The sequence below is a fragment of the Pseudomonas borbori genome, assembly GCF_900115555.1.
Classification (GTDB): Bacteria; Pseudomonadota; Gammaproteobacteria; order Pseudomonadales; family Pseudomonadaceae; genus Aquipseudomonas; species Aquipseudomonas borbori.
On record NZ_FOWX01000004.1, the window covers coordinates 162,891 to 184,720 of the forward strand.

At 60.3% G+C, this 21,830-nt stretch carries 24 protein-coding genes; 11 read left to right on the forward strand and 13 right to left on the reverse strand.

Translation table 11 applies throughout. The annotated features are described in order from the left end of the window. Nucleotides 1–17: 17 nt before the first annotated feature. Nucleotides 18–1,586 carry an AmpG family muropeptide MFS transporter gene (locus BM315_RS04450; protein ID WP_090498230.1) on the reverse strand — a complete coding sequence of 523 codons (1,569 nt, stop codon included), beginning with the start codon at nucleotides 1,584–1,586 and terminating at the stop codon, nucleotides 18–20. 46 nt (nucleotides 1,587–1,632) lie between these two features. After that, a complete protein-coding gene (locus BM315_RS04455) occupies nucleotides 1,633–2,025 on the reverse strand; it encodes an MGMT family protein (protein WP_090498232.1) in 393 nt (130 codons plus the stop codon). Here BM315_RS04455 and BM315_RS04460 point away from each other — a divergent pair. The 3 genes from BM315_RS04460 to BM315_RS04470 all read left to right on the forward strand — a co-directional run bounded on the left by BM315_RS04460 (nucleotide 2,024) and on the right by BM315_RS04470 (nucleotide 4,513). Next, complete coding sequence (locus BM315_RS04460; RefSeq protein ID WP_090498234.1) at nucleotides 2,024–3,037, forward strand: DUF481 domain-containing protein; 1,014 nt, start codon at nucleotides 2,024–2,026, stop codon at nucleotides 3,035–3,037. The two genes, BM315_RS04455 and BM315_RS04460, sit on opposite strands and share 2 nt — an antisense overlap. A gap of 129 nt (nucleotides 3,038–3,166) precedes the next feature. Beyond that, nucleotides 3,167–4,171 (forward strand): DUF481 domain-containing protein, encoded by a 1,005-nt coding sequence (locus BM315_RS04465; protein ID WP_090498236.1) that lies wholly within the window; start codon nucleotides 3,167–3,169, stop codon nucleotides 4,169–4,171. A gap of 162 nt (nucleotides 4,172–4,333) precedes the next feature. Continuing rightward, the gene (locus BM315_RS04470; protein ID WP_090498238.1) at nucleotides 4,334–4,513 is read left to right on the forward strand and encodes a hypothetical protein; all 180 of its coding nucleotides are present in this window, start codon (nucleotides 4,334–4,336) and stop codon (nucleotides 4,511–4,513) included. Nucleotides 4,514–4,551: 38 nt separating this feature from the next. Here the strand turns inward: BM315_RS04470 and BM315_RS04475 are convergent, their stop codons facing one another. Further along, nucleotides 4,552–5,442, reverse strand: coding sequence for a DUF2950 domain-containing protein (locus BM315_RS04475; protein ID WP_090498240.1), 891 nt, complete (start codon nucleotides 5,440–5,442; stop codon nucleotides 4,552–4,554). A gap of 13 nt (nucleotides 5,443–5,455) precedes the next feature. Continuing rightward, a complete protein-coding gene (locus tag BM315_RS04480; protein WP_090498242.1) occupies nucleotides 5,456–6,844 on the reverse strand; it encodes a DUF3300 domain-containing protein in 1,389 nt (462 codons plus the stop codon). A 364-nt stretch (nucleotides 6,845–7,208) separates the two neighbouring features. Between BM315_RS04480 and BM315_RS25385 the strand changes: the two genes are divergently transcribed. Beyond that, nucleotides 7,209–7,427, forward strand: a complete 219-nt coding sequence (locus BM315_RS25385) for a hypothetical protein (protein WP_141123921.1) — start codon at nucleotides 7,209–7,211, stop codon at nucleotides 7,425–7,427. A 62-nt stretch (nucleotides 7,428–7,489) separates the two neighbouring features. On the opposite strand, the gene BM315_RS04485 is transcribed toward BM315_RS25385, so the two are convergent. After that, nucleotides 7,490–8,812 (reverse strand): OprD family porin, encoded by a 1,323-nt coding sequence (locus BM315_RS04485; RefSeq protein WP_090498244.1) that lies wholly within the window; start codon nucleotides 8,810–8,812, stop codon nucleotides 7,490–7,492. Between the two features lie 559 nt (nucleotides 8,813–9,371). Here BM315_RS04485 and BM315_RS04490 point away from each other — a divergent pair. Beyond that, nucleotides 9,372–9,764: a GFA family protein gene (locus BM315_RS04490; protein WP_090498246.1), complete on the forward strand. Its 393-nt coding sequence runs from the start codon at nucleotides 9,372–9,374 to the stop codon at nucleotides 9,762–9,764. Nucleotides 9,765–9,798: 34 nt separating this feature from the next. Further along, nucleotides 9,799–9,975: a hypothetical protein gene (locus tag BM315_RS24625; RefSeq protein WP_170862161.1), complete on the forward strand. Its 177-nt coding sequence runs from the start codon at nucleotides 9,799–9,801 to the stop codon at nucleotides 9,973–9,975. 650 nt (nucleotides 9,976–10,625) lie between these two features. Here BM315_RS24625 and BM315_RS04495 read toward each other — a convergent pair. From BM315_RS04495 to BM315_RS04505, 3 genes are all read right to left on the reverse strand, one after another. Further along, complete coding sequence (locus BM315_RS04495) at nucleotides 10,626–11,555, reverse strand: ion channel (protein ID WP_090498248.1); 930 nt, start codon at nucleotides 11,553–11,555, stop codon at nucleotides 10,626–10,628. 62 nt (nucleotides 11,556–11,617) lie between these two features. Then, nucleotides 11,618–12,178, reverse strand: a complete 561-nt coding sequence (locus tag BM315_RS04500; protein ID WP_090498250.1) for an NADPH-dependent FMN reductase — start codon at nucleotides 12,176–12,178, stop codon at nucleotides 11,618–11,620. Between the two features lie 82 nt (nucleotides 12,179–12,260). Then, complete coding sequence (locus BM315_RS04505; RefSeq protein WP_090498252.1) at nucleotides 12,261–12,452, reverse strand: hypothetical protein; 192 nt, start codon at nucleotides 12,450–12,452, stop codon at nucleotides 12,261–12,263. 313 nt (nucleotides 12,453–12,765) lie between these two features. Between BM315_RS04505 and BM315_RS04510 the strand changes: the two genes are divergently transcribed. The 4 genes from BM315_RS04510 (at nucleotide 12,766) to BM315_RS04525 (ending at nucleotide 16,108) form a co-directional block, all read left to right on the forward strand. Next, complete coding sequence (locus tag BM315_RS04510; RefSeq protein ID WP_090498253.1) at nucleotides 12,766–13,071, forward strand: hypothetical protein; 306 nt, start codon at nucleotides 12,766–12,768, stop codon at nucleotides 13,069–13,071. A 95-nt stretch (nucleotides 13,072–13,166) separates the two neighbouring features. Next, nucleotides 13,167–13,418 carry a helix-turn-helix transcriptional regulator gene (locus tag BM315_RS04515; protein ID WP_090498255.1) on the forward strand — a complete coding sequence of 84 codons (252 nt, stop codon included), beginning with the start codon at nucleotides 13,167–13,169 and terminating at the stop codon, nucleotides 13,416–13,418. After that, nucleotides 13,418–14,614, forward strand: coding sequence for a type II toxin-antitoxin system HipA family toxin (locus BM315_RS04520; protein WP_090498257.1), 1,197 nt, complete (start codon nucleotides 13,418–13,420; stop codon nucleotides 14,612–14,614). The genes BM315_RS04515 and BM315_RS04520 overlap by 1 nt, the downstream gene beginning before the upstream one ends. Before the next feature lie 426 nt (nucleotides 14,615–15,040). After that, a complete protein-coding gene (locus tag BM315_RS04525; protein ID WP_090498259.1) occupies nucleotides 15,041–16,108 on the forward strand; it encodes a beta family protein in 1,068 nt (355 codons plus the stop codon). Here BM315_RS04525 and BM315_RS04530 read toward each other — a convergent pair. The 5 genes from BM315_RS04530 to BM315_RS24940 form a co-directional block, all read right to left on the reverse strand. Then, complete coding sequence (locus BM315_RS04530; protein ID WP_090498261.1) at nucleotides 16,105–16,650, reverse strand: sce7726 family protein; 546 nt, start codon at nucleotides 16,648–16,650, stop codon at nucleotides 16,105–16,107. The two genes, BM315_RS04525 and BM315_RS04530, sit on opposite strands and share 4 nt — an antisense overlap. 71 nt (nucleotides 16,651–16,721) lie before the next feature. Beyond that, on the reverse strand, nucleotides 16,722–17,513 hold the full coding sequence (locus BM315_RS04535; RefSeq protein ID WP_090498263.1) for a nuclease-related domain-containing protein: 792 nt from the start codon (nucleotides 17,511–17,513) through the stop codon (nucleotides 16,722–16,724). A gap of 165 nt (nucleotides 17,514–17,678) precedes the next feature. After that, nucleotides 17,679–18,050 carry a hypothetical protein gene (locus BM315_RS04540; protein ID WP_090498265.1) on the reverse strand — a complete coding sequence of 124 codons (372 nt, stop codon included), beginning with the start codon at nucleotides 18,048–18,050 and terminating at the stop codon, nucleotides 17,679–17,681. A gap of 74 nt (nucleotides 18,051–18,124) precedes the next feature. Then, entirely contained in the window at nucleotides 18,125–19,429 is a 1,305-nt protein-coding gene (locus tag BM315_RS04545; protein ID WP_141123922.1) for a hypothetical protein, read from the reverse strand. Nucleotides 19,430–19,598: 169 nt separating this feature from the next. Then, nucleotides 19,599–20,795, reverse strand: a complete 1,197-nt coding sequence (locus BM315_RS24940) for a restriction endonuclease subunit S (RefSeq protein WP_244527245.1) — start codon at nucleotides 20,793–20,795, stop codon at nucleotides 19,599–19,601. On the opposite strand from BM315_RS24940, the gene BM315_RS04560 reads away from it, so the two are divergent. After that, entirely contained in the window at nucleotides 20,755–21,735 is a 981-nt protein-coding gene (locus BM315_RS04560) for an IS5 family transposase (protein ID WP_090498269.1), read from the forward strand. The genes BM315_RS24940 and BM315_RS04560 overlap by 41 nt on opposite strands. The last annotated feature ends 95 nt before the right edge of the window (nucleotides 21,736–21,830 follow it).

The following is a 21,830-nucleotide window of genomic DNA, read 5'->3' on the forward strand; positions in this document are numbered from 1 at the left end:
GGCTTTTTACATCTGGGCTAGCTGTTGGCTTCAGTCTTCAATGGTGGTGTATCGGCCGCTTCGGGCGGCGTCGAGCCGTTGGTTTGCGGGCGTTCGCGCTTCCATTGCAGGACGATCAGGATCAGGGTCGGCACCCCCAGCAGGGCGGTGATGATAAAGAACTGCTCATAGCCGAGTTTCTCCACCATGACCCCGGAATAGCCGCCGATCAGCCGCGGCAACAGGAGCATGATCGAGCTGAGCAGGGCGTATTGGGTGGCGGAGAACTGCAGGTTGGTCAGGCTCGACAGGTAGGCGACGAACGCCGCCGTGGCCAGGCCGGCGCTGAAATTATCGGCGGAGATGGTGACGATCAGCATCTGCAGGTCGGCGCCCATGCTCACCAGCAGCATGAACAGCAGGTTGGTCGCCGCCGAGGCGACGCCGCCGATGAACAGGATCGGCAGGATGCCGAAGCGCACGATCAGCAGGCCGCCGATGCCGGCGCCGAGCAGGGTCATGACCAGGCCGAACAGCTTGCTGACGCTGGCGATCTGGTCCTTGGTAAAGCCCTGGTCGATGTAGAACACGTTGGCCATCACGCCCATCACCGTGTCCGACATGCGGTAGCTAGCGATCAGCCCCAGCAGCAGGAAGGCTTGCCAGCGGTAGCGGACGATGAAGTCGTTGACCGGGGTCAGCACCGGCGCCAGGCCGCGGCGGCCCATGCGCGACAGGCACAGGGTGGTGAGGATGGTGTAGAGCAGGGCACGCAGGAAGGCACGGTCTTCCAGCAGCAGGTCGAGCAGGCTGGCTTCGCCGCGCACCAGGCTGGCGAAATCGGTGTGGTAGAACTGGGTCAGCATCGCCGGCACCGAGACCAGCAGCACGATCAGCACCAGCACCGACGCGATCTGGTGGCTGAAACCGTAGAGCGCGGCAGCCAGCTGGGTCTGCAGCGGCACCGCCGGTTCGCGCATCCACAGGCTGGTGAGCAGGCCCGGCAGCATCAGCAGGGCGAATACCAGGTAGGTGCCGGCCCAGGCGCTGTGCTGGTAGAGCTGCACGGTGGAGCCGAAACCCTCGGCGAAATACAGGGCGCCGGCGGTGGCCAGCAGCGCCGCGACCCGGTAGCCGGCCATGTAGCTGGCGGCCAGGGCGGCCTGGCGGGTGTCTTCGGCGATTTCCAGGCGGTAGGCATCGATGGCGATGTCCTGGGTGGCGGAGGCGAAGGCCACCAGTACCGCCAGGGAAATCAGCCAGGTCAGTTTGGTCTGCGGGTCGCACAGCGCCATGCCGGCCAGGCCGATGGCAATCAGCACCTGGGCCAGGACCAGCCAGGAGCGGCGCCGGCCGAGCCTGCCGAGCAGCGGCAGGCGCCATTGGTCGAGCAGGGGCGACCAGACCCATTTGAAGGCGTAGGCCAGGCCGATCAGGCTGGCGAAGCCGATGGTTTCGCGCGCCACCCCCGCTTCGCGCAGCCACACGGAAAGGGTGGAGAACACCAGCATATAGGGCAGGCCGGCGGCGAACCCGAGGAGCAACAGCACCAGCGTGGAGGGGCTGGAATAGGCGGCGAGGGCTTCGCGCCAGCTTTTACGGGGCATTGAGCGGGTTTCTGTCTGCAGGGGGAAAATGGATTCAGGGCGCACTCTAACCGCTGTGCTCCATTGGGCGCCAGCCGTGCCGTCGGATATCCACCCGGTCATTGACCACCAGCACGCCTTCGGCGCGCAGGCGCGCCCGTTGCTCTGCGCCGGAGACACTGCCCGCCGGCAGGCTCAGGCGGCCGCTGGCGGCGATCACCCGATGCCAGGGTAGCGTCGAGCCTTGCGGCAACTGGCTGAGGCTGCGTCCTACCCAGCGCGCGGCGCGGCCCAGGCCGGCCAGCTCGGCCAGTTGGCCATAGCTGACCACCTTGCCCGCCGGAACTTGTGCAAGGGTCAGATAAAGCGCCTCGCGGCGTGCTTGCTGGCTTGCCGCTGGCAGGGGCGAAGCGGCATGCTTGGCAGCCTTGCCCTGACCCGTTGGTTGTCGACTGACCATGCTGCTGCGCATCCTGCTGTTAACTGCATTCGTGGGGTTGGCCTTACCGGTGTCGGCGGACACGGTCTGGCTGAATAATGGCGACCGCCTGAGCGGTGACATCCTGCTGCTCGACGGCGGCAAGCTGGCGTTGAAAACCCGCTATGCCGGCCAGGTGCTGATCGACTGGAAGGATATCGATACCTTGCGTTCGGACAAACCCCTGTTGCTGCGTCGCCAGGGCCAGGGAGTGGACAGCAAGCGCAGCGAGCACAGCCAACAGTTGGCCGCGGCAGGCAAAGGCATGGTGCGGGTCATCGATGCGACCAGCCGGACCGTGCCGCTGGCCAGTATTACCCGCCTGGTGCCGCCACGGCCGGTGCTGCAAGATCGGCTGTGGGAGGGCAATCTCGACGCCAAGCTGGACATGGAGCGCAACGAGGATGACTCCGATGAATGGAAGCTCAAGGGCAACACCCGGGTCGAGCATGGTCGCTGGCGGCATGTCCTGACCGGCGATCTGGAACACGAGATCAAGAACGGCAGCAAGGTCGACGATAACTGGAAGCTGGAGTACGACCTCGACCGCTTCCTCAGCGAGCACTGGTTCTGGCGCGTCGGCGGCGAGCAGCAGGAAGACCAGTTCGAGTTCGTCACCCGCCTGCAGATGATCGGCAGCGGGCCCGGTTATCGCTTCTGGGATGACGAGTTGGGCCGCTTCGACCTGATCGGCCAGTTCAATCGTGTTCACTTCGATACGACTGCCGGAGATCTGGCATTCGACACTTTTTCCATGGAGTGGGACTACAAGCGCCTGCTGTGGGGCACCCGTCTGGAGTTCTACAGCAACGCCGAACTGCATATCCCCGAAATCGCTGAAGTCGACTATGTACTCGACAGCGAGTTCGGCCTGCGCTACCGGCTCAACAGCTGGGCTCGCCTGTCGCTGTTGTACGAACTGGATCAGATCCGTGGCCTGGGGCGCACCTCATCCGAACGCCACTATCTGATGGGCATCGGCTTCGGCTGGTGAGGCCGTGTCGGTATGACGCCGGTCGTCTGGCGTGAACTCCGACTGATTCCGACGGTCAGTCCTTGTTCAGTGTCCGGGCTTGCGCATAATGCCCGGCTTTTATTCAATCAGAGCCGTTCAAGCCCGCTTATGATTTCCAGAACCTTGCTATGCCTGGCCCTTTCGGCAGCCACCAGCCCTCTGCTGGCCGATACCGTGTGGTTGAAAAACGGCGATCGGCTGAGCGGCACCATCAAATTCTTCGAGGGCAAGAAGCTGCTCCTGGAAACCGATTACGGCGGTGCTATTGCCCTGGATTGGAAGAAGATCGCCACCCTGGAGAGCGACCAGGAATTGCTGATCAAGGAAGGCAAGATGACCGGTGAGCGGGCCAAGGCCCTGTTGGCCGCCGAGCAGGGCAAGGTCACCTTGGCCAATGGCGAAGGACCGAGAACCATCGAGCTGGCGAGTATCGAGCGGATCATGAAGCCCAAGCCGCTGGTCGAGGACCTGACCTGGAAGGGCAATATCGACGCGGCGCTGGACTACAAACGCGCCGAAACCGACACCGATGACTATGACATCGACCTGAAAACCCAGGCCCGTCATGGCCTGTGGCGACACAATGCCGAAGCCGGCTACGACCGCGAGTACCAGGACGGTGTGGTGGCCACGGACAACTGGGGTGCCGAATACGCCCTTGACCGCTTTCTCGACGAGCACTGGTTCTGGCAGGGGCGGCTCGAGTACAAGCGCGATCAGGTCGAGGATCTGGCCCGGCAGCGCACCCTCGGTACCGGTCCGGGTTACCAGTTCTGGGATAACGAGCTGGGCGCGTTCTCGGTAGCCGGCCTGCTCAACCGCACCGACTACCTGTATGCCAATGGCGAGAAGGACAACTTCTATGCCGTGAGCGCGAAGTGGGACTACAACCGCTACCTGGTCGGCAAGAGCGTCGAGCTGTTCAGCAATGGCGAGGTCGGCAAGCCGCTGGCCAATGTCGCCGATTACACCCTGGATGCCGCGGTGGGCCTGCGCTACAAGGTCACCGACTGGGCTTCGTTGAACATGAAGGCCGAGAAGGACCTGGTCAGTGGCTCGGAAGGCGAGCTGGACGAGACCCACTACAGCCTGGGCTTTGGCGTCGGCTGGTAAATCGTTCCCGGCCAGCGTCAGGCGCAATGAGCACGCCCCGCCCATGCCCTGCAATGCCGTTCACTTCAAGCCACTAAGCGGCATTTTTCCAGCCCCTGCTCCGAACAGAATGCGGCCAAGCCCCACAGGCACGACGATGATCGGAACCAGAGGAGGCCAGCCATGTGCGACCTGAATCGAAGCGCTTTGCAGAAGTACACCGACATGGCAGTTGAAAAACCAGAAATCGATACGCTGATTGATGCTGCCGGTCAGGCAGGTGTGGCCATGAGCAAACTCGGGGTGCACCTGATCCTGGGCGCAATCGTATCGCCTGCGGTTCGATTCTGCCTGGTAGCCTGACGGGCTTGACCGTCCGCTGATGCGGGCCCGGCTGGCGCTCAGGGCGCTGCCGGCTCCTCGACCACGTGCCAGCCGCTGTCCGGGTCGAACAGGGTCATGGCTTTGGCCTGCTGGTCGCCGTCCGGGCCTATATCGCTCTCGAACACCTGCCCTTCGTGACTGATCATGAAACTCATCACCCCGCTGTCGCCATAGTCAGCCGGCCAGGCGATCAGGGCGAAGCCGCGGCTCATGTTGTCGCCGAGCATGTAGTTGTAGGCGCCACCGGGCGCCGACTGGCCCTGGGCGTTGAGGATGCGGTAGTGGTAGCCGTGCCATTCGCCGTCCGGCAGCTCGTCGCCGAACAGCGGGCCGAGCGGGCTTTGCTCGAGGCCCGGTTCCTCGGGCCAGTAGAGCCCGTCGTAGTGGCCGTCGCTGCTCATGAACTGCTGCGCGTACTCCAGCACGCCATCGCCGTCGCGGTCGACCTCGGCATAGTCCATCTGCGCATCGTGGTAGGCGCGCACCGCCTCCATCGCGGCCAGCTCGTTGCGGCCAATGCGCCGCGCGCGAATCTCCTCGCCGCCGGCCTTGGTGTCGAAGCGCCAGCCGTCCTGGCTCTGGAGCAGCGGCAGGGGGAAGGTCAAGGGCGTGTTGCCGACCACCAGGTGCGCGCGATCTGGTGCAGCCGTCTGGATCACATGTTTCTCGCGGTAGAGAGCGAGGAAGGCGTCGACATCCTTGCGCTCGATGTTGTCGGTCGGAATATAGTTTTGCCAGTCATCGCCAAGCAGCGCGGCGAGGCGCACGGGGTCGCCCTGTTCGGTACCCAGGGCGCCGATCAGCGCCTCGACGGCAGCAGCCGGGCTGGGATAGGCCTGCTGGGCGTGGACGTCCAGGGCCAGCAGGGGCAGCAGTGCGGGCAGGAGCATGCGGAATATGGGGTACATGGCGAGCCTCCGTTCAGCGCCGACGGGCGCCACCTCTGGACGATGAGCGAGCAGGGCGCTGAACCGGCCGGCTGCTACTCGTCGCGCGTGGCCGGCTGGCGGCGGCCCGGCTGGCTTCGCCGCGGTTGACCTGGACCCGTGACTGCGCGGGGTTGCGGGCGCCGGCGAAGGCATTGTCGCGCGTGCGCGGCGTGCTGGCGTGCTGCTGGCGCGCCTGCTGGCGGGCCTGGGTGTTGCTTGGCCGGCCCTGGCGCGGTTGAGCACCGGCCTGGGCGCGTTGCGGTTGGTTGCGCAGATCGCGGTCGGCGACCCGGGCGCGCTCGCGCGCCTCGCGGTTGCTGGTGGCCGGCGCATCGATGCCGCGCTCCGTCAGGCTCTGGCGAGCGCGCTCGCGCTCGCGCTCGGTGGCGCGCGCCGGATCGCGGCCGCGCAGGTCATTGCGCTGTTCGCTGCCGGGCAGGCGCTGGCCGTACTGTTCGCGGCTGGCCCGGTCACGGTAGGGCACACCGTCGCGATTGACCGCGTTGTGCTGCCATTTGTTCTGGTTGGCGTTGATCTGCCGGTTGCTGTTGATGTTGTTGTAGCGGTTGACGTCGATGTCGACGTCGCCGCGGCCCCAGTTGCAGTCGCCCCACAGCGAATCGATGATCGCCACGCCGGCGGCGAAACCCAGACCGGCGACCAGCGCGGAGCCGAAGTAGGAGCCCGGTGGTGGCGGGTAATACGCCGGCGGATAGGACGGATAGGGCCAACTGCCGTAGACCACGGTCGGGTTGTAGCTGGGCACGTAGATGACCTGCGGGTCGGCCGGCTCGATGCTGATGGTCTGACTGCTGGCTGGCTGTACCACCGTGGTCGTGCTGGCGGGTTCTGCCGGCTGCACGATGACCGTTTGCTGCTCGTTGGACTCGAGGTTGCCGGCGGCCTGTGCCTTCTGGCGCAGGCGCTGCACCGAGTCCATCACCGCGTCGGGCTGGGCGAGGAAGGCATCGCCGACACGCTGCACCCAGGCCGGGTCCTGGCCCAGGGTGACCAGTACCGCCGGGAAGGCGACCAGCGACTGCACGCTCGGGTCCCAGGGCTGGTCCGCCACCTGGCGCACGGCGTCGTCACCGCTGGCGTCCGGGTGCGCCTTGGACCAGGCCACGGCGTCGGCGACGTTGCCAGGGTAGGTCGAGGCCATCAGCACCTGGGCCAGCAGGGCGTCCGGATACAGCGCCAGAGGCGCCATCATCTGGTCGAGTTCCTCGGCGAGGAACACGCCTTCGCCCGGCTCCGTGGCGGCAGACACGCCAGCGGATGCGGGCGCGGTCTGCGCAGCGGAGTGGACGTCCCGGTCCGGCCAACCGGCGAGCGCCAGCCAGGCAAGCAGGGCTAGGCTGAGACGACGACAACTAGGCATGACGCTTCTCCTCACAAAGGAAAGCGGGGGCTGAACACTGGGGCAGGGTGACCACGGCCAGCAACTGACCGCTAGCCAAGAAAGCATAGGTGGTTTTTCTGAGGACGCTGGGGGCAGGTGGATTATTCGGCGCTCGGCTACCGCGGCCTGCTGGATCCGCACCACCGCCAAAGCTGCGCCCCCGATTTGCGCACAAGTTGGCCATTGGCAGAGAATGCTATTGGGCTTTCTATCGATGCCTAACCCGGTTGCCTTGAACAAATAAGTGGCTGCAATCGACCCCATATATAGACGCTCGGCCTCATCAATAGGGTGGCCACCGATTGTTTTTGGCACGCGGCATCCCTTCCCTTAGCACACGAATTTGGATGCCAAAATTCGCTTTTTAAGCGGTTGTGTGCTCGATATTTCTCTATTTTGTTCTCTTCAGTCAGGCGGCTACGTGGGGCCGACCCTCTTCGCCCGTATCGCCAGGGTAGCCTGCGGCCCCGGCAGCATGGCGCAGGGGCAGCAGGCGCACGAGTTCGTCAGCCAGTCCCTGCTGGATGGCTGCGATACGCTGCTGGAACGGCTGCTGGAGTGACCTGGCTTGCGCCCCGGGCGCAGTGAAACGCCGGCCGGAGTGCTCCGGCCGGCGCTGGCGCGTCAGAAGATGTCGTAGGGGTATTCGAGGATCACACGAACCTGATCGGCATCGCCGTCCCAGCTGTCATCGCCGCCAGAGATGCGGTGAGTCGCCCAGCGTACGCGGGTGGAGAGGTTCTTGGCCGGGCCGCTCTGCACCACGTACTTGATGTCGACGTCGCGCTCCCAATGCTCTTCGCCGTCGGCGGTGGCGTAGTAGCTATAGGCGCCGTTGCCCACGTCGCTGCCGTCGATGTCGGTGCCCTTGATGTAACGAACACCGAAGGTCAGGCCAGGCACGCCGTAGCTGGCGAAGTCCAAGTTGTAGAACGCGCCGTAGGACTTCTCGTTCGGGCCGTTGAAGTCCACCAGCTGCGAGGAGTTGGCAAGGTAGATGGAGTCGTGGAAGGTGCCCGGACCGAGGCCGAGGTAGTCGAACGGCTGGTCACCGTCGATCTCCTGGTAAGTCACCTTGAATGTATGGGCACCAATGGTGTAGGCCGCCGCGAGCGAGTAAGCGGTGGTATCGATCTCGCCTGCCAGCTTTTTGCCCTCATCATCGGTCTGATAGATGTTGAAGTCGAAGTTGAGGCTCTGGCTATCGCTGAGCGGGTAGCTGTAGTTGAGGTTGCCGTAGTACTGACGCCAGATATCGGCGTACTCGGAGCCATACAGGCTGGCGCTGAGCTGGTCGGTGATCGAGAAGTTGCCGCCGACGAAGTCCGCCGTATCGGTACCCACGCCAGCGTAAGCCGCGAAGAAGTCATCGTCACTGTTGGTGCTGTTGAAGTCCTTGGCAGCGGTCAGGTGCGCGGCCTCCAGGCTCACCCCCTCCAGCTCGTTGCTGGTCAGCCACAGGCCGGTCACGGTGCCCGGCACCAGACGGAGGTCGGAAGCGGCGAACACCGGGTTGTACGGGCGCAGGTTATTGCCGTACTTCAACTCGGTGTTGGAAATTCGCATCTTGACATTAGCGCCGGCTGAACTGGCGGTGGCGGCGGTGCCATCACCTTCGGGTACCAGTACGCCAGCACGGCCAGAGTGCCCCTGACCACCATCGAGCTTAATGATGCCATAGGCGCTGGCGTCGACGCCGAAGCCGACGGTGCCCTGGGTATAGCCGGAGGTGTAGTCGAGGCGGAAGCCCTGCCCCCACTCGCGGCGATCGACGTCGTCACCGTGGTAGGTGTGGTAGTCGTGGTGCCAGTACATGTTGCGGGTGAGGAACTTCAGGTGGCTGTCTTCGACGAAGCCCTGGCTTTCGGCCTGATTGGCCATGGCCAGCGGGGCGCTCGTCGAGGCGGCGATGGTCAGTGCCAGTAGGGTTTTTCTGCTCAATTGCATTTATTGTTTTCCTTATATGCGGTGAAACATCGTTGGCTGCGGTGAACCGGGCGTCGCATCCTCCTTCTGTCAGGCGAGGGGGTTGCCGGGCGGTGCGCGATGGCGCCGGAGGAGGCGCCCCCCCCCCCTTTTTGCCTGGCAGGGCAAGGCAAAGGGCCAGCCTACGGATATGGAGAGGCGGGAATTGGGCGAGAGCGACGGTCAGCGGCCTGAAACCGACCTGCTGCCCTCCGGGAGGCAATGGCCCCGGGTGCAAGAGGCCGGTCAATGGTTGCGCTGAAGCGGGGGCAGGGGCGTCAAGGCGCGGTCGGGATAGCGTGAATACTCATGAGCGGGCCTCTCATCCCGGCGGCATCCGTCTTGCCGGTGAGCGACTTGCCCTCCGGCCGCCGCGCCCCGGAAGCGGGTGAGTCGGCAAAGCGGGGCCCTGCGTTCCTTTAGCTGCTATTTTCACTAACACCGATAAAGGCCGGTTGCGGGTCGCGCCGTAGCGCCTCAGTGGACGGCGCATCCTGGACGCCGGCGCTATGGCTCTCGACGATTGCAGAGGAGACGCAGCATGGACCGATTCACCGGCGGTTGCCTGTGCGGCAACGTCCGCATCGTGGCGTCTGGACGCCCCTACCGGGTCGGCCTTTGTCACTGTCTCGACTGCCGCAAGCATCATGGCGCGCTCTTTCACGCATCGGCGGTGTTCCCTCAGGATGCGGTGACGATCGATGGCGAAACACGCGACTACGCCGGGCGATTTTTCTGTCCCCGCTGCGGCTCGTCCGTTTTCGCCCGCAGCGCAGACGAAATCGAAGTGAACCTGGGATCCTTGGATGCCCCTGACCAACTGAAGCCAAGCTACGAGAGCTGGATCGTCCGGCGCGAGTCCTGGTTACCGCCGTTTCCGCTGACGAGACGATACCCACGCGATCGCGATGCCACGAGCCGCTTTGAGGAGTAGCTGCGGCTCGGTTGCACGTCGAGCAGCCAGCGCTTTGCTCGCCGACCTGCAGCTCGCCGAAGCGGGCGTTGCGCCGCGTCTGCTCGATGCGCGCCAGCGCCGGATAGAGGTTATGCAGATCGGCTGCCATACAGACATGGCGCGGGTTCATGATGCTGCACTGGCGAGTGGTGTTGCAGTGCAGGGCGCTTTTCACTGCTGGCTGCTGTAGATCGGGCTGACGCTGAGCAGGCCGCCGCCACCTGCGCCGGTGAAGGTCTTGGCGCAATACAGCGAGGTGCCACCGGCGCCGTGCACTTCATCCCAAAACAACCGCCATCCCAGAGCAACTGGTCGCGGACTTGTGGATCGGCAATTTGGCTCTGACCATTGGCCAGGGTCGGCAGGCTGATACTGGCGGCCAGGCAACCGAGGGCAATAACGACAGCCCGCATGACCAGCCCCCGCTGACCGCCGTGTTCGGGATCTGTTGTTTTTCCAGGATGGCCGCATCTAACAAGATCGACGATGCATGATAGAGCCGGAAGATTGGCGCCATGTAAGTATTGGCTTACATGGCGTGCTGCCGATCGCCACTACTGCGATCGGCAGCGGGCGACTAACCTTCTGCTCATGGACGTAGCGCAGGAAGCGCACAGTAACCAAAAGGGACACGCTGGATAGCCGCCAGGATGGTGCGCGGAACACGGAGGTCAGTACACAGTCTGCAAAGGCCCCGCACCAGCGGGGTTTTCTTTTTTGGGCGTTCGCCCGGTGCTACTTCCCTGCATCCACAATCCCGAGCTGAACCGGTGTTTCGGTGACTTCCTGCCTGCGAGCGATAGCCCACTACAGGTGTGTCGTGCCCGTGATCGGCGGCGCTTACCGGGTCATCTTCTTGACGAACACCACCACGAACAGTGCCATGGTGAAGCTGCCGACGAAGGCCTCGAAGGCGGCGATCGGCCGGGCCAGGCCTTGGGGCGTGATGTCGCCGTAGCCCAGGGTGGTGAAGGTGACCACGCTGAAGTACAGGCAATCGAGCAGGTCCGTCAGATTGGCCCACAGGCCGCGCTCGAAGGCCAGGCCCAGGCTCTGGTCGCCCTGGCGCACGCCGACCAGGAAGTACAGCAGGCCGCAAACGCCGATCAGGCCGAGGGAGAACAGCACCACGTTGAGCGGCTTCTCACCGTAGCCGCTGAACAGGTCGACCACCCAGGACAGCAGACGCCGGCCCGAGTGGCGCGGCATCTGCAGGCGGCGCATGACCATCTCGCGGTGGAAGAACAACCCGGCCTGCTCGAACAGTCCGGCCTGTTCCAGGTGCAGGCGCAGGTTACGATAGGTTTCCTCTGCCTCCTGGAACAGCTGGATGGCGGCCACGCTGTCGCCGCCGCGCAGTTGCTCGCGGCCCTTGCGCTCCTGTAGCAGCTGGCGGTCCCAGATGATGTTGTCCAGCCGCGCGCCGTCGAGCAGGATGCCCAGCAGGTTGCAGTCGCGCAGGTCGGCGCAGTGCAGGTTGGCCCGGCGCAGGTCGGCCTTCATCAGCGAGCTGCCGCGCAGGTCGAGGGCGAACAGGTGGGCATTCTGCAGGTTGGCGCGGTACAGGTCGGCGTCGCGCAGGCTAAAGCCCGCGTGCCCGCCGTGGTTGACCAGATCGATGCCGGCCAGCTCGGCGTTCTTCAGTTGGAAGTCGGCCATCGGTTGGCCGTTGCGTGCGCGCAACTCCAGGGCGGCGCCGAGCCCGTCGACCTGACGCTTGTCCACGGCGGCATCCTGCCAGAAGGCTTCCTCGACATACGCTGCGGCCATGGGGCAACCCTGGTCGGGACTTCCTGGTCGGTTGGTGATGAATGCGCGGCGGCCCGCGCGGGTCAGCCTTTTACCTGCTGCTCCACCCACTCGGCATAGGCGTCGATGAACTTGCGCAGGAACGGTTTGATGCCGTCGCCGAGCATGCCGGCCTCCTCGAAGAAGCTGCCGGCACCGCCTAGATAGGCTTCTGGCTGCTGCATCATCGGTACATCGAGAAACACCATGGACTGGCGCAGGTGCTGGTTGGCGCCGAAGCCGCCGATGGCGCCCGGCGAGGCGCTCAGCACGGCGCCCGGCTTGCCGCTGAAGGCGCTCTGGCCATAGGGGCGCGAGCCGACGTCGATGGCGTTCTTCATCGGCGCCGGCACCGAGCGGTTGTATTCCGGGGTGACGAACAGCAGCGCGTCGGCCGCCTTGAGCTTGGCGCGAAAGCGGATGTAAGCCTCGGGCGGCTGGTCGTGGTCGATATCCTCGTTGTACAGCGGCAGGTCGCCGATCTCGACGATTTCCAGTTTCAGCGAGGCCGGCGCCAGTTCGGCCAGGGCCAGGGCCAGCTTGCGGTTGATCGAGCCCTTGCGCAGGCTGCCGACCAGGACGGCGACGTGGTGAACCTTGCTCATGACGACTCCTTGCCAGTAAGAGCGGGAAGAGGGGTGAACTGAAACTATAGACCGCCGTTGCGCATAGGGGCTGGCGGTTCGTTCAACCGAAGACGCCAAGCAGATCCTCGATGAAGGCCAGTTGCGCCTCGCTCGGCTGGCCGCTCTCGACCACCTCGCGCAGGCGGCTGGCCGGCAGCACCTGCTCGATCTCCTGGCCGAGTACGCTGGGCAAGCGTATCGAGCTGTACGAGGCGGCACGCGCACGGTACCCGGAGCGCTGGAGCGGCGACATCAGGAACTGGTCACTGGCACCGATCGTGTGCCTGAATCCCGGAGCGGGAAGCGGTACTGCAGCAAACATCAAAGGCAGCGTGACACGCTCACGCGACAACTACCTTGAAAATCGCCGGTAAAAGCTGGGCACTGTGCCGTCAGCGTACTGTTTTTTGTACCGCGAAGCGGTCAGGTTTTGATTTTCCATCGGGCGATGACTGAGCAGATGCTGCTGGTCGTGTTGCGGATCAGGTGTTGACGCGACAGCCTCCGATCAGCCCCTATAAGGGACTGATGAGTCCCAGATTGGGACCGGCGTGAAAGGAGGCAGCATGTTGTTACCGGGAACCGAAGAGCAGGGAGTGACCCACAGCCAATGCTTGGAGCTATTGGCGAGCGTCGAGGACACGATTGATTTTTTCGTCTCCGGTCTGACCTATCTGATCCATGCGCAAAGCCAGAAAGCCCAACCGGATCTGCAATTGATCGCGCAGTGGCAGGCGATGGACAGCGAAGCCTTCGACCTGCAGTACTCGCTATTGGATGCAAGCGTAGAGACCTATCAGCAGGTGCTGGAAACCTACCGCCAACGCAGCCGCGAATTGCGATTGGTGGTGGATCGCTATATGGCCGCGTAGCGTCGGTTTTTGGAATTGAGTAGCCTTTTCCGCTTTGATTTTCCCCGTGGTTCGGTATACGTTACATTTTATGTCACTTGTTGCGTATACAGAACATGGATTATTCCCTTATCACGCTGCGACTTGGCGAGCAGCTACGCCAGCGCCGCCTGAATCGCGGTCTTACTCAAGCCGCACTTGCCTCCCTGGCCGGCATCACCCGACAAAAGGTTATCGCCATCGAAAAGGGCGACCTCTCGGTGGGGATGATGGCCTATGCGCGAGTGCTGGCAGCCCTCGACTGTGAGCTCAGCGTGGTGCCGGCAGCCATGCCCACGCTGGACGAAATCCACGGAGTATTCGACTGATGACGGCCGTGCTGCAGGTTGCAACGCCACAGGGCGCCAGCGGGAAGATCATTACCAGCGCTGGGGACTATCTGTTCCGCTACCACGAAGATGCCAAGGCGCAGGCGGCGATCAGTTTGCTGATGCCGGTGCGCCTGGACGAATACCGCCACCGGGAACTGCACCCGATCTTCCAGATGAACCTGCCAGAGGGCTACGTCCTGGAGCAGTTGCGCAACCGCCTGGCCAAGGTGGCGAACGTTGACCCGATGTTGCTGCTGGCGCTGTCTGGCAGCAGTTCGCCTATCGGGCGGGTAGCGGTCAGTTCGCCTGAGGTCGATGCGCTGTTGCGCAGGCAGCAGTTCCCCGGAGAAAAGCTGGACGAAATCCTCGCCTGGGACGGTGCAGAAGATATTTTTGCCGGCCTGGTGGATCGCTACATCCTGCGCGCCGGTATATCGGGCGTGCAGCCCAAGGTACTGGTGCCAGAGCGGCAGGACTCTGCGCCGCAGCGCTTCACCTCGAAAACCTCCGAGCTGATCATCAAGAGCGGCCGGGACGAGTTTCCGGGGCTGGCGATCAACGAGTTCCTCTGCATGTCCGTGGCCAGGGACGCGGGCATTGCGGTGCCGGAGTTCTATCTGTCCGGCAACGCCAAGCTGTTCGTTATGCGCCGCTTCGACCGGGATAAGCAGCTCAACCCCATCGGCTTCGAGGACATGGCGGCATTGATGGGACTGGCTGCGGAGCAAAAATACAGCAAGAGCTATTCGGCCATCGCCAAGGCCATCCGCTTGTTCTGCCCGGCCGAGCAGGTACAGAACTCGCTGGCGCAGCTATTCGCCATCGTGAGCTTGAGCTGCATCGTCGGTAACGGCGATGCCCATCTGAAGAACTTCGGCCTGCTATATTCCGACCCTACCCAGCGCGATGCGCGGCTGGCACCGGCCTACGATATCGTCAACACCACGGCCTACATTGCAGAGGACGTGTTGGCGCTGGATCTTGTTGGCAACAAGTCGCTCTTTGCGTCGCGCCAAGGGCTGCTGGAGTTCGCTCAGGTGTGTGATGTGGCGCGGCCAGAAGAAGTGATCCGCGAGCAGTTGCAAGCACTGGAGCGGGTACTGGCTCGCTCAGCCGAGCTTTGCGAACGGGCGCCGAATGTGGTCGCCGCAATCCGGCATTGTGCTGAGCCATTTATGAAAACTTTCGGTTAGTGCACGCTCAGGTTGGAATTGCGGCGGGGCGAGCAATAGGGTGACAGGCCACGATTAATTCTCCGTAAACCGGGTTCCCTAATTGCTCACGTATTTGACTCTCATCAGAGTTGCTGCTCCTGAGCATCATCATCATCACGAGCTCCCGACGCGGAAGTGGTCGTGGATGCCTGCGTAGGCCGCCCCCCAAGAAATCAGACCAAAGTCGCCTCGCTTTGTGGTGGCGTACTGCTATCTTTCTTGGCTCCTGCTCAGCTTTCCGAGGATCACTGGGACGGGCGTAGTGTCTGCACGCGATAGACCCACCCAACATCCCCTGCAGAATGTGAGGGCATGCCATTACGTGCCTGATCTCACGGGGCGCACTGTGGATCTGACCGGCAGGGCGGACGTAGTCCATGCTTATCAACATGCAAGGAGCGCAATATGCAATACGTAGCTTGTTTACGAGTTGGTCAAAACGATATCAAGGCCTTGATAAATCTGGAGGATCCTAGGCGAGACGTCCTGACGCCTTTGCTGGATATGCGAGGTGATGACGATAGACACCTGCAGACCTTTCTCGCGGATTGGACAGGCCATCAGTTTTTTCTGGACGTCTCCAGAGTTACGAAGGACGTTGCCGAAGAGTTTATCGGTACCAATGAGTTGCATAATTCCGATGGTGCTTTTGAAAATAAACGACGGTTTTTTGCAGATGTGGCAGGCGTCAATGGGAATGTTGTACCGGTCGTCTCATGGGTTGATGACGATCCTCAGCGAGAGGTTATCCAAAGTGCACTTTCCCTGCAGCGAGAGTTTCAGGCTTTAGCCATCAGAGTTGCGTGCCCAGGAAGGGCTACCGCCACATCCTGGATTAGGTTATTGTCGATTTTGGACGCTCTTGAAAGTCCTGATACTGCAACGGTAATTTTGGATTTTGGTGCTACCAGTCCGGTAAGTACTGCGTCGGGATCAGATTTTAATTTATCGCTGAGACAGCTCAATGAGTATGGAATTCAGAATCTGGTTCTTCTGAGCACTTCCTTCCCGATTGATAAGCCTGCATCAAATAGCACTCGCTCTTCAGCTTGCTATGATGTCGCTTGGCAGTCGCGAGTCGACATCAGTGGCATAACATCTAACCTGGTGTATGGAGACTATGCGGCTACAAATCCGACCGCACCTATGGAATATATCCCCGGCATGCCAGTACTTCCTTTTGGTTGTTATTACACGCCAACAGAATGGTGGCAACGGCGAAAAGGTGCAAACAAAGAGTTTGTGAAATATATAGAAATCGCGCAAGAGATCAGGGATCTTCCTGGTTATCACGGTGATGATTTCTGCTGGGCTACTCGTGAATATACTAGAATCGTTACTACGTCTACCAGCTACGGAAACAACGGGACGTGGAACGGATATCGAATCAATCAACATATTTGTGCGATGATTCAATCAATGGCTGACGCTGATAATGAATTCGATGATCTTGATGCTGATGAACTGCTCTAACAGTACCGTTGTTTCAGGCATGCCAGTACGTGCGCCCTGATCTCGGATATATGAAGTGAGTCGCTGAGTTGGCGGCGCACTTCTTTTATCAAATCGCGACTTTTGATTGGCACGTCATGTTGATTAGCAAGCGTGTCCAATTCATTGCGCCAGAGAAAACCCGTGAGATGGAACTTGCTCTGGAACTTATTAGACTTGGCTTTTCTAATCATCGCCAGCCCTGAATAGTCGTCAACGACAAGAACCCCGACATGGGGAAGACAAGACTCCAATGCTTTCACGAGATGTTTTGAGTGGCAGCAAAGCCAAACCTCATCAAAGCACGCCATGTAAGCTTCCTGCTGACCTTCCCACCGGGCCAGAGTGTCTGCATGAGACTTTATCTCAAAGGCGGTTAGCTTCCCGTTAGCATGGACGAGATCTGCTCGTCTGGTCTTGTCAATGAAGCACAGCTCCTCGATGAAGACGTCAGTCTCCTCGTGGGGCATCGCTTTCACGACCCATTGCTTGAGAATTGGGCGGATTTCAGTCGGATTCAACATGCAGCGATTATAGACGGAGGATTGAGGCTTCTCACGTTAAAAATAGCCGGCTGTCGAATAGCCCAACATCATCAATCGGAATTTGTTAATGCCACCGCTGGCTGAGCGGTTCTGCACTTGGGAAACGCCGAGCAGCCCAAGAATTGTTGCCCCGCTTTCGCCCCTGATTTCACGGTGCGGATCAGCAGGGCGCTGCCGCATTTCGGGCATTGCCGCTCGGCTGTCGGATCACTACGGCGCTTGAGGTTTTGCACATGCTCACGGTTCGTAGCGAGCGTTGGCGCCCGGCGGCCGGTTTGCAGGGTGCGCAGCAGAGCGTCGACTTCAGCCTCGCTGAATACCGGCTGCTGGAATGACTGGATATGGCGGATAAAGCCGATGCCCTGAGTGACGTTGGCCGGCACCTCGGTCTTGAAGATGCTGCCGCCGATGAAGGTAATCACCGAGTGCAGATGCTCCGGGTTAACGCCCAGGGTGGCTTCCAGGGCCTTGAGGTGCTTGTAGTTCTGCCGCAGCGGGTTCTGGAATTTGAACGTGCGCTTGTAGAGCTTCTGCGTCCATTGTGGCTGCTGCTCGCTGCCGAAGATCCAGCCGCTCATGTTCTTGGTTTCCAGCACGAAGATGCCGTAGGGCGAGAGGAATACGTGGTCGATCTGCGTGGTGCCGTCTGGCGTGCTCAGGGTGACGTTGTGCAGGCGGCGGTAGGTCTGTTTGTCCAACTGCCAATGGGCAAACAGCCGCACCAGCAGTTCGCCGATCTGGCCCTTGGCCCAGGGCGACTTGAGCAGGCCGAGCAGCAGCATCAGCGGGATAAACCAGCCCAGCGTGCCCCAGGCTTGCGCGATGACGGGGGTGAAGTCCATTTCTAAACCTTCAGCAATTCCGATGTCGACCGGATCTTAACGGAAGTCAGCGTAGATGAGCGAACTGCTTGTTGATCTGGGAGTAGTTAGGTGGCGCGCCGCTTATTTTCCACTAAGCCTCGCGCTTTCATCTGGCTCTGGATTCCGGTTATTGGGGGGGGCGAGTCAAGCCCTGGTATCGCCTGCTCCTTTGTTGGAGAAGTAGTACCCAGTTACTCCGCCTATGAGTGTGGTGCAGAAGGCCATGATCTCGTGAAAGTACGGGCTCTTGCCAAGCCCAAAGATGGTGACCAGAGTTAAAGAAATGACGACCAGCATGGAAGCAAGCATTGGTTGGGTCCGGTGAGTCATGCGGTAGGTGACGGTATCTGTCTTACCTAAGCCTCCGCAGGTGCCGCAGGACAGACCGAAGTACTGACCCTTTCGTAATTCATTTTTTTTGATGCATACCGCGCAACTTTCGCCGGCACTATTGTTGCTGCAAGTACCCGTTCCTGCGCAGTGCGCACATTGGTGAAGGTTGTCCGCTCGTTCCATGGGCTTACCGCTTATTATGGGCAGTTAATGGCTTGGAGGAGGTAGCCCTCCTCTCTCTCCGGGGGAGTCGAAAATTAGAACATTGTGACCTTGCACACCTCGCCATGTTGGTCGAAGGTGAGGGCTGTACGGATCGGTTGATGATCGTCACGGTACTTCTTCAGGTGCTGTGACAACATTTCTGTCGTCGCCTTGTACGCCTTTTGGTGTTCAAGCGTTAGCGCCCTCATCCCTTCGTTTTGGCTGACGAGTTCGTTACGTCTCTGTTCTAACGTGCCCTTGCGATTCCACATGGCTTTGGACATCAGTTCAAATGATCGATCACGCTGGCTGGTGAGTAGCGCATCAATATCCTGGAACGACTGACTACACTTTTCTCCCAGGCTTAGGGTCCACTTGCCTTTGGCTGTTGGGTCGAGGTATGCCGTACCGATATCCAATAGCGCGAGAACTCTTAACAACACGTCTCGTTTCTGCAACAGGCTATTTACCTTGCTGGCATGGGCTACCAATGCCTTGTGGGTTTCTCCAGTGCCAAAAGTATCGATCTCCCGCTGCTGGTCAATATCAGTCTTCAAGCGTGAAGCCTCGAGCTGCAATTGCTCAATCCAACGCATGGTTTCGTGCTTAATGGCTTCGAGTTGATTGCGTTTTTCCTGAGGGAAAAGATCGGGCGTTTCCAGGTCTCGCATAAAGCCCACGAGGTATTCGAGGTAGTTCATCGAGCCTCGGAGCTGGGCGTGATCCTTGTCGTCAATCGTCCGATGTAGTTTTTCGATGGCCCCCTGGATATCAGCCAGGCTCCGATTTATGTCCGCCAAGTGCGATTGGGCAACGGCGATACTGAGCAGATGGAAAGCGCCTGAGGCCAGTTGCTTGGCTTTCCCACCCTCAAGAAGTCGGCCATGCCCAGCGATTTTCTTATCACTGGCGATGGCAATAGCCCGCTGTCCTCCCCCTTTGGCCTCCATGATGGTTAGCGTGCCTTCAACCAACCCCTTATGGATATCTGGGTCAAATACCAGTTCAAGGGTTTTATTGGGTAGCGTGGCTACGCCTTTCAAGAGATCCGCGGCCAGCTGTCGGCCACGCTTTACTGCGACATCATTTGGGCCTGAGAACGTTGGCGCTCCTGCCGGAATTTGCGTAATTAGCCGTGTTTTCACTAGCGGACGACCTTCAGTGTCAGCCACAACCAGCTCAGGCCCCATCTCAATAGGTGCGACATCCATTGTCGCTTCCTCGGTACTGCAGAGTGGAGCTGGCGAGTCCTGAGGTTGGGCGCTCTTGACACCTCGGCTCTTGATAAAGAGCAGAGAGGCACCACCAAGCGCGGCCACAGAGAAGGCTGCCGCACCGTAGATAATGAATTCATTCACAAATCAAATCCCTGTTCTGGTCGTTCCAAAGCTACCTGCGGGGCCAAAATGCGTCTGCATATAGTGGCCAGATGCTATTTGTTTTCTTCATGGTCTGGCAACGGAATACTGCTGGTAACTAGTGGCCTTGTTGTTTTTGAACGTGGACATAGAGTCGAGACCAAGAGCATCAGGCGCATTTTCTTCCACGCTTAGCCTTAGGAGCGGCGGCGCGTTGGGCTTTGATGCGTTCCAGCAGCACGCTGGCTGGTTCGTCATTGGGGTCTTGCGCTACCAGTTCGCCGCGGAAGGCCTTGGCCAGGATGCTTTGGGTCAGGTGGTCGATACGGCTTTTGGCCGAGGCGACTTTGGCTTCGAGTTGGTCGGCGAAGGCGAAGAGTTGTTCGACGCGGCGGACGATTTCGGTTTGCTCTTGTAGGTCGGGATAGGTAACAGAGAACTTTTTCAGATCTTGTCCGGAAATTCCTTTTTGTCCCGAAGTTGACTTAACAAGATCCATAACCTGTTGTCGTGTTGAAAGCTCAGAGAAAAATAACTCTAAATATTCAGGGCGGATGATGTTGGTCTTGCAGCGAACGCGAATAAGCTTATCCGGGTACACAAGCGTTGTATGTGACAAGTTCCTAATCAGGCCGCAAACACCAACAAGATCAAGACTTCCGTTATAGCGAGTGAAAAGCAGATCTCCAACTTTCAGTGAATAGCGTTCCTTCTCTGTTTCATCACACTCAAGGAAACGGATATCTGCTTGCTCCACTGAGCCAGATCGGACGGAGCTGATACGAAGAATCGGTAATCCTTTGCCTTCCTCATTCGGCTTTGCAGAAAGTCCATTTCGCATTTCTGCGATGAGTTCCCCAAGTCTCGTAGTCCGTAGATTGGGTTGAGCCTGCGAAGCCCAACAGTCGGTGTCTTGGTCGGGCACTGCAGTTGGGTTTCCTTCGTCAACCCAACCTACATGTTGTGTGCGCCACTCCTCCGTCAACCGCCCGGAAACCGCTGCGGCGAGGACGGATTGGCGGAAGCGTTTAAGCAGGGCGGGGATTCCGTCGATACGGGCTTTGAGGGTGTCGACCTGGGCCAACAGTTCATCGAGTTTTTGGACAATGCGGGTTTGCTCGGCTAGTGGCGGAAGCGTAACTGGTATTGCACGCATGTTCGCTTGCGTGAGTTTCAGACGAGTTCCGCCATTTACAAAGCCTTGATAGTCAAACTGATTTAAGTAATGAAGAACAAATTTATTAGTGGCTACACCATTAAGGAAACTCTGAAGAAGACTTCCTGATTTTGGCAAAATACCCGGATTCCACCCGCCGAGTTTTCCGATGAAGCAGATGACCTTCGCTGACGCCGAGTACGCCGGCAAGCGCAAGCAGACCCGCAAAGAGTTGTTCCTGATCGAGATGGGTCAGGTGGTGCCGTGGAAGGGTTTGATCGCCCTGATCGAGCCGCATTACCCCAAGGGTGAAGGCGGTCGTCCGGCCTATCCGCTGATGGCGATGTTGCGCGTGCATTTGATGCAGAACTGGTTCGGCTACAGCGATCCGGCGATGGAGGAGGCGCTGTACGAGACCACGATCCTGCGCCAGTTCGCGGGGTTGAGCCTGGAGCGCATCCCCGACGAAACCACCATCCTCAACTTCCGTCGTCTGTTGGAAAAACACGAACTGGCTGCCGGCATCCTGGCGGTGATCAATGGTTATCTAGGTGACCGGGGTCTGTCGCTACGCCAAGGCACTATCGTCGACGCCACGCTGATCAGTGCGCCGAGTTCGACCAAGAACAAGGAGGGTAAGCGCGACCCGGAGATGCACCAGACCAAGAAAGGCCAGCAATATTACTTCGGCATGAAGGCCCACATCGGTGTGGACGCCGAGTCCGGCCTGGTGCACAGCGTGGTGGGTACGGCGGCCAATGTGGCGGATATCAGCCAGGTCGACAAGCTGCTGCACGGTGAGGAAAACATGGTGGGTGCCGATGCGGGTTACACCGGCGTCGAGAAACGTCCGGAGCATGATGGCCGCAAGGTTATCTGGCAGGTGGCGGCACGCCGCAGCACCTACAAGAAGCTCGATAGGCGCAGCGCGCTGTACAAAGCCAAGCGCAAAATCGAGAAGGCCAAAGCCCAGGTGCGGGCCAAGGTCGAGCATCCATTTCGGGTGATCAAGCGCCAGTTCGGTTATGTGAAGACGCGCTTCCGTGGCCTGGTCAAGAACACCGCACAACTGGTAACGCTGTTCGCACTGTCGAACCTGTGGATGGCACGCCGACATTTACTGACGAATGCAGGAGAGGTGCGTCTGTAATGCAGGAAGTAGCCGCAGCGAGGTGCTCGCAGCGGCTAAAAACACAGACATGAGCGGGTGATCTGAGCGTTTTTGATCGATTTTCCGCTTTTAAA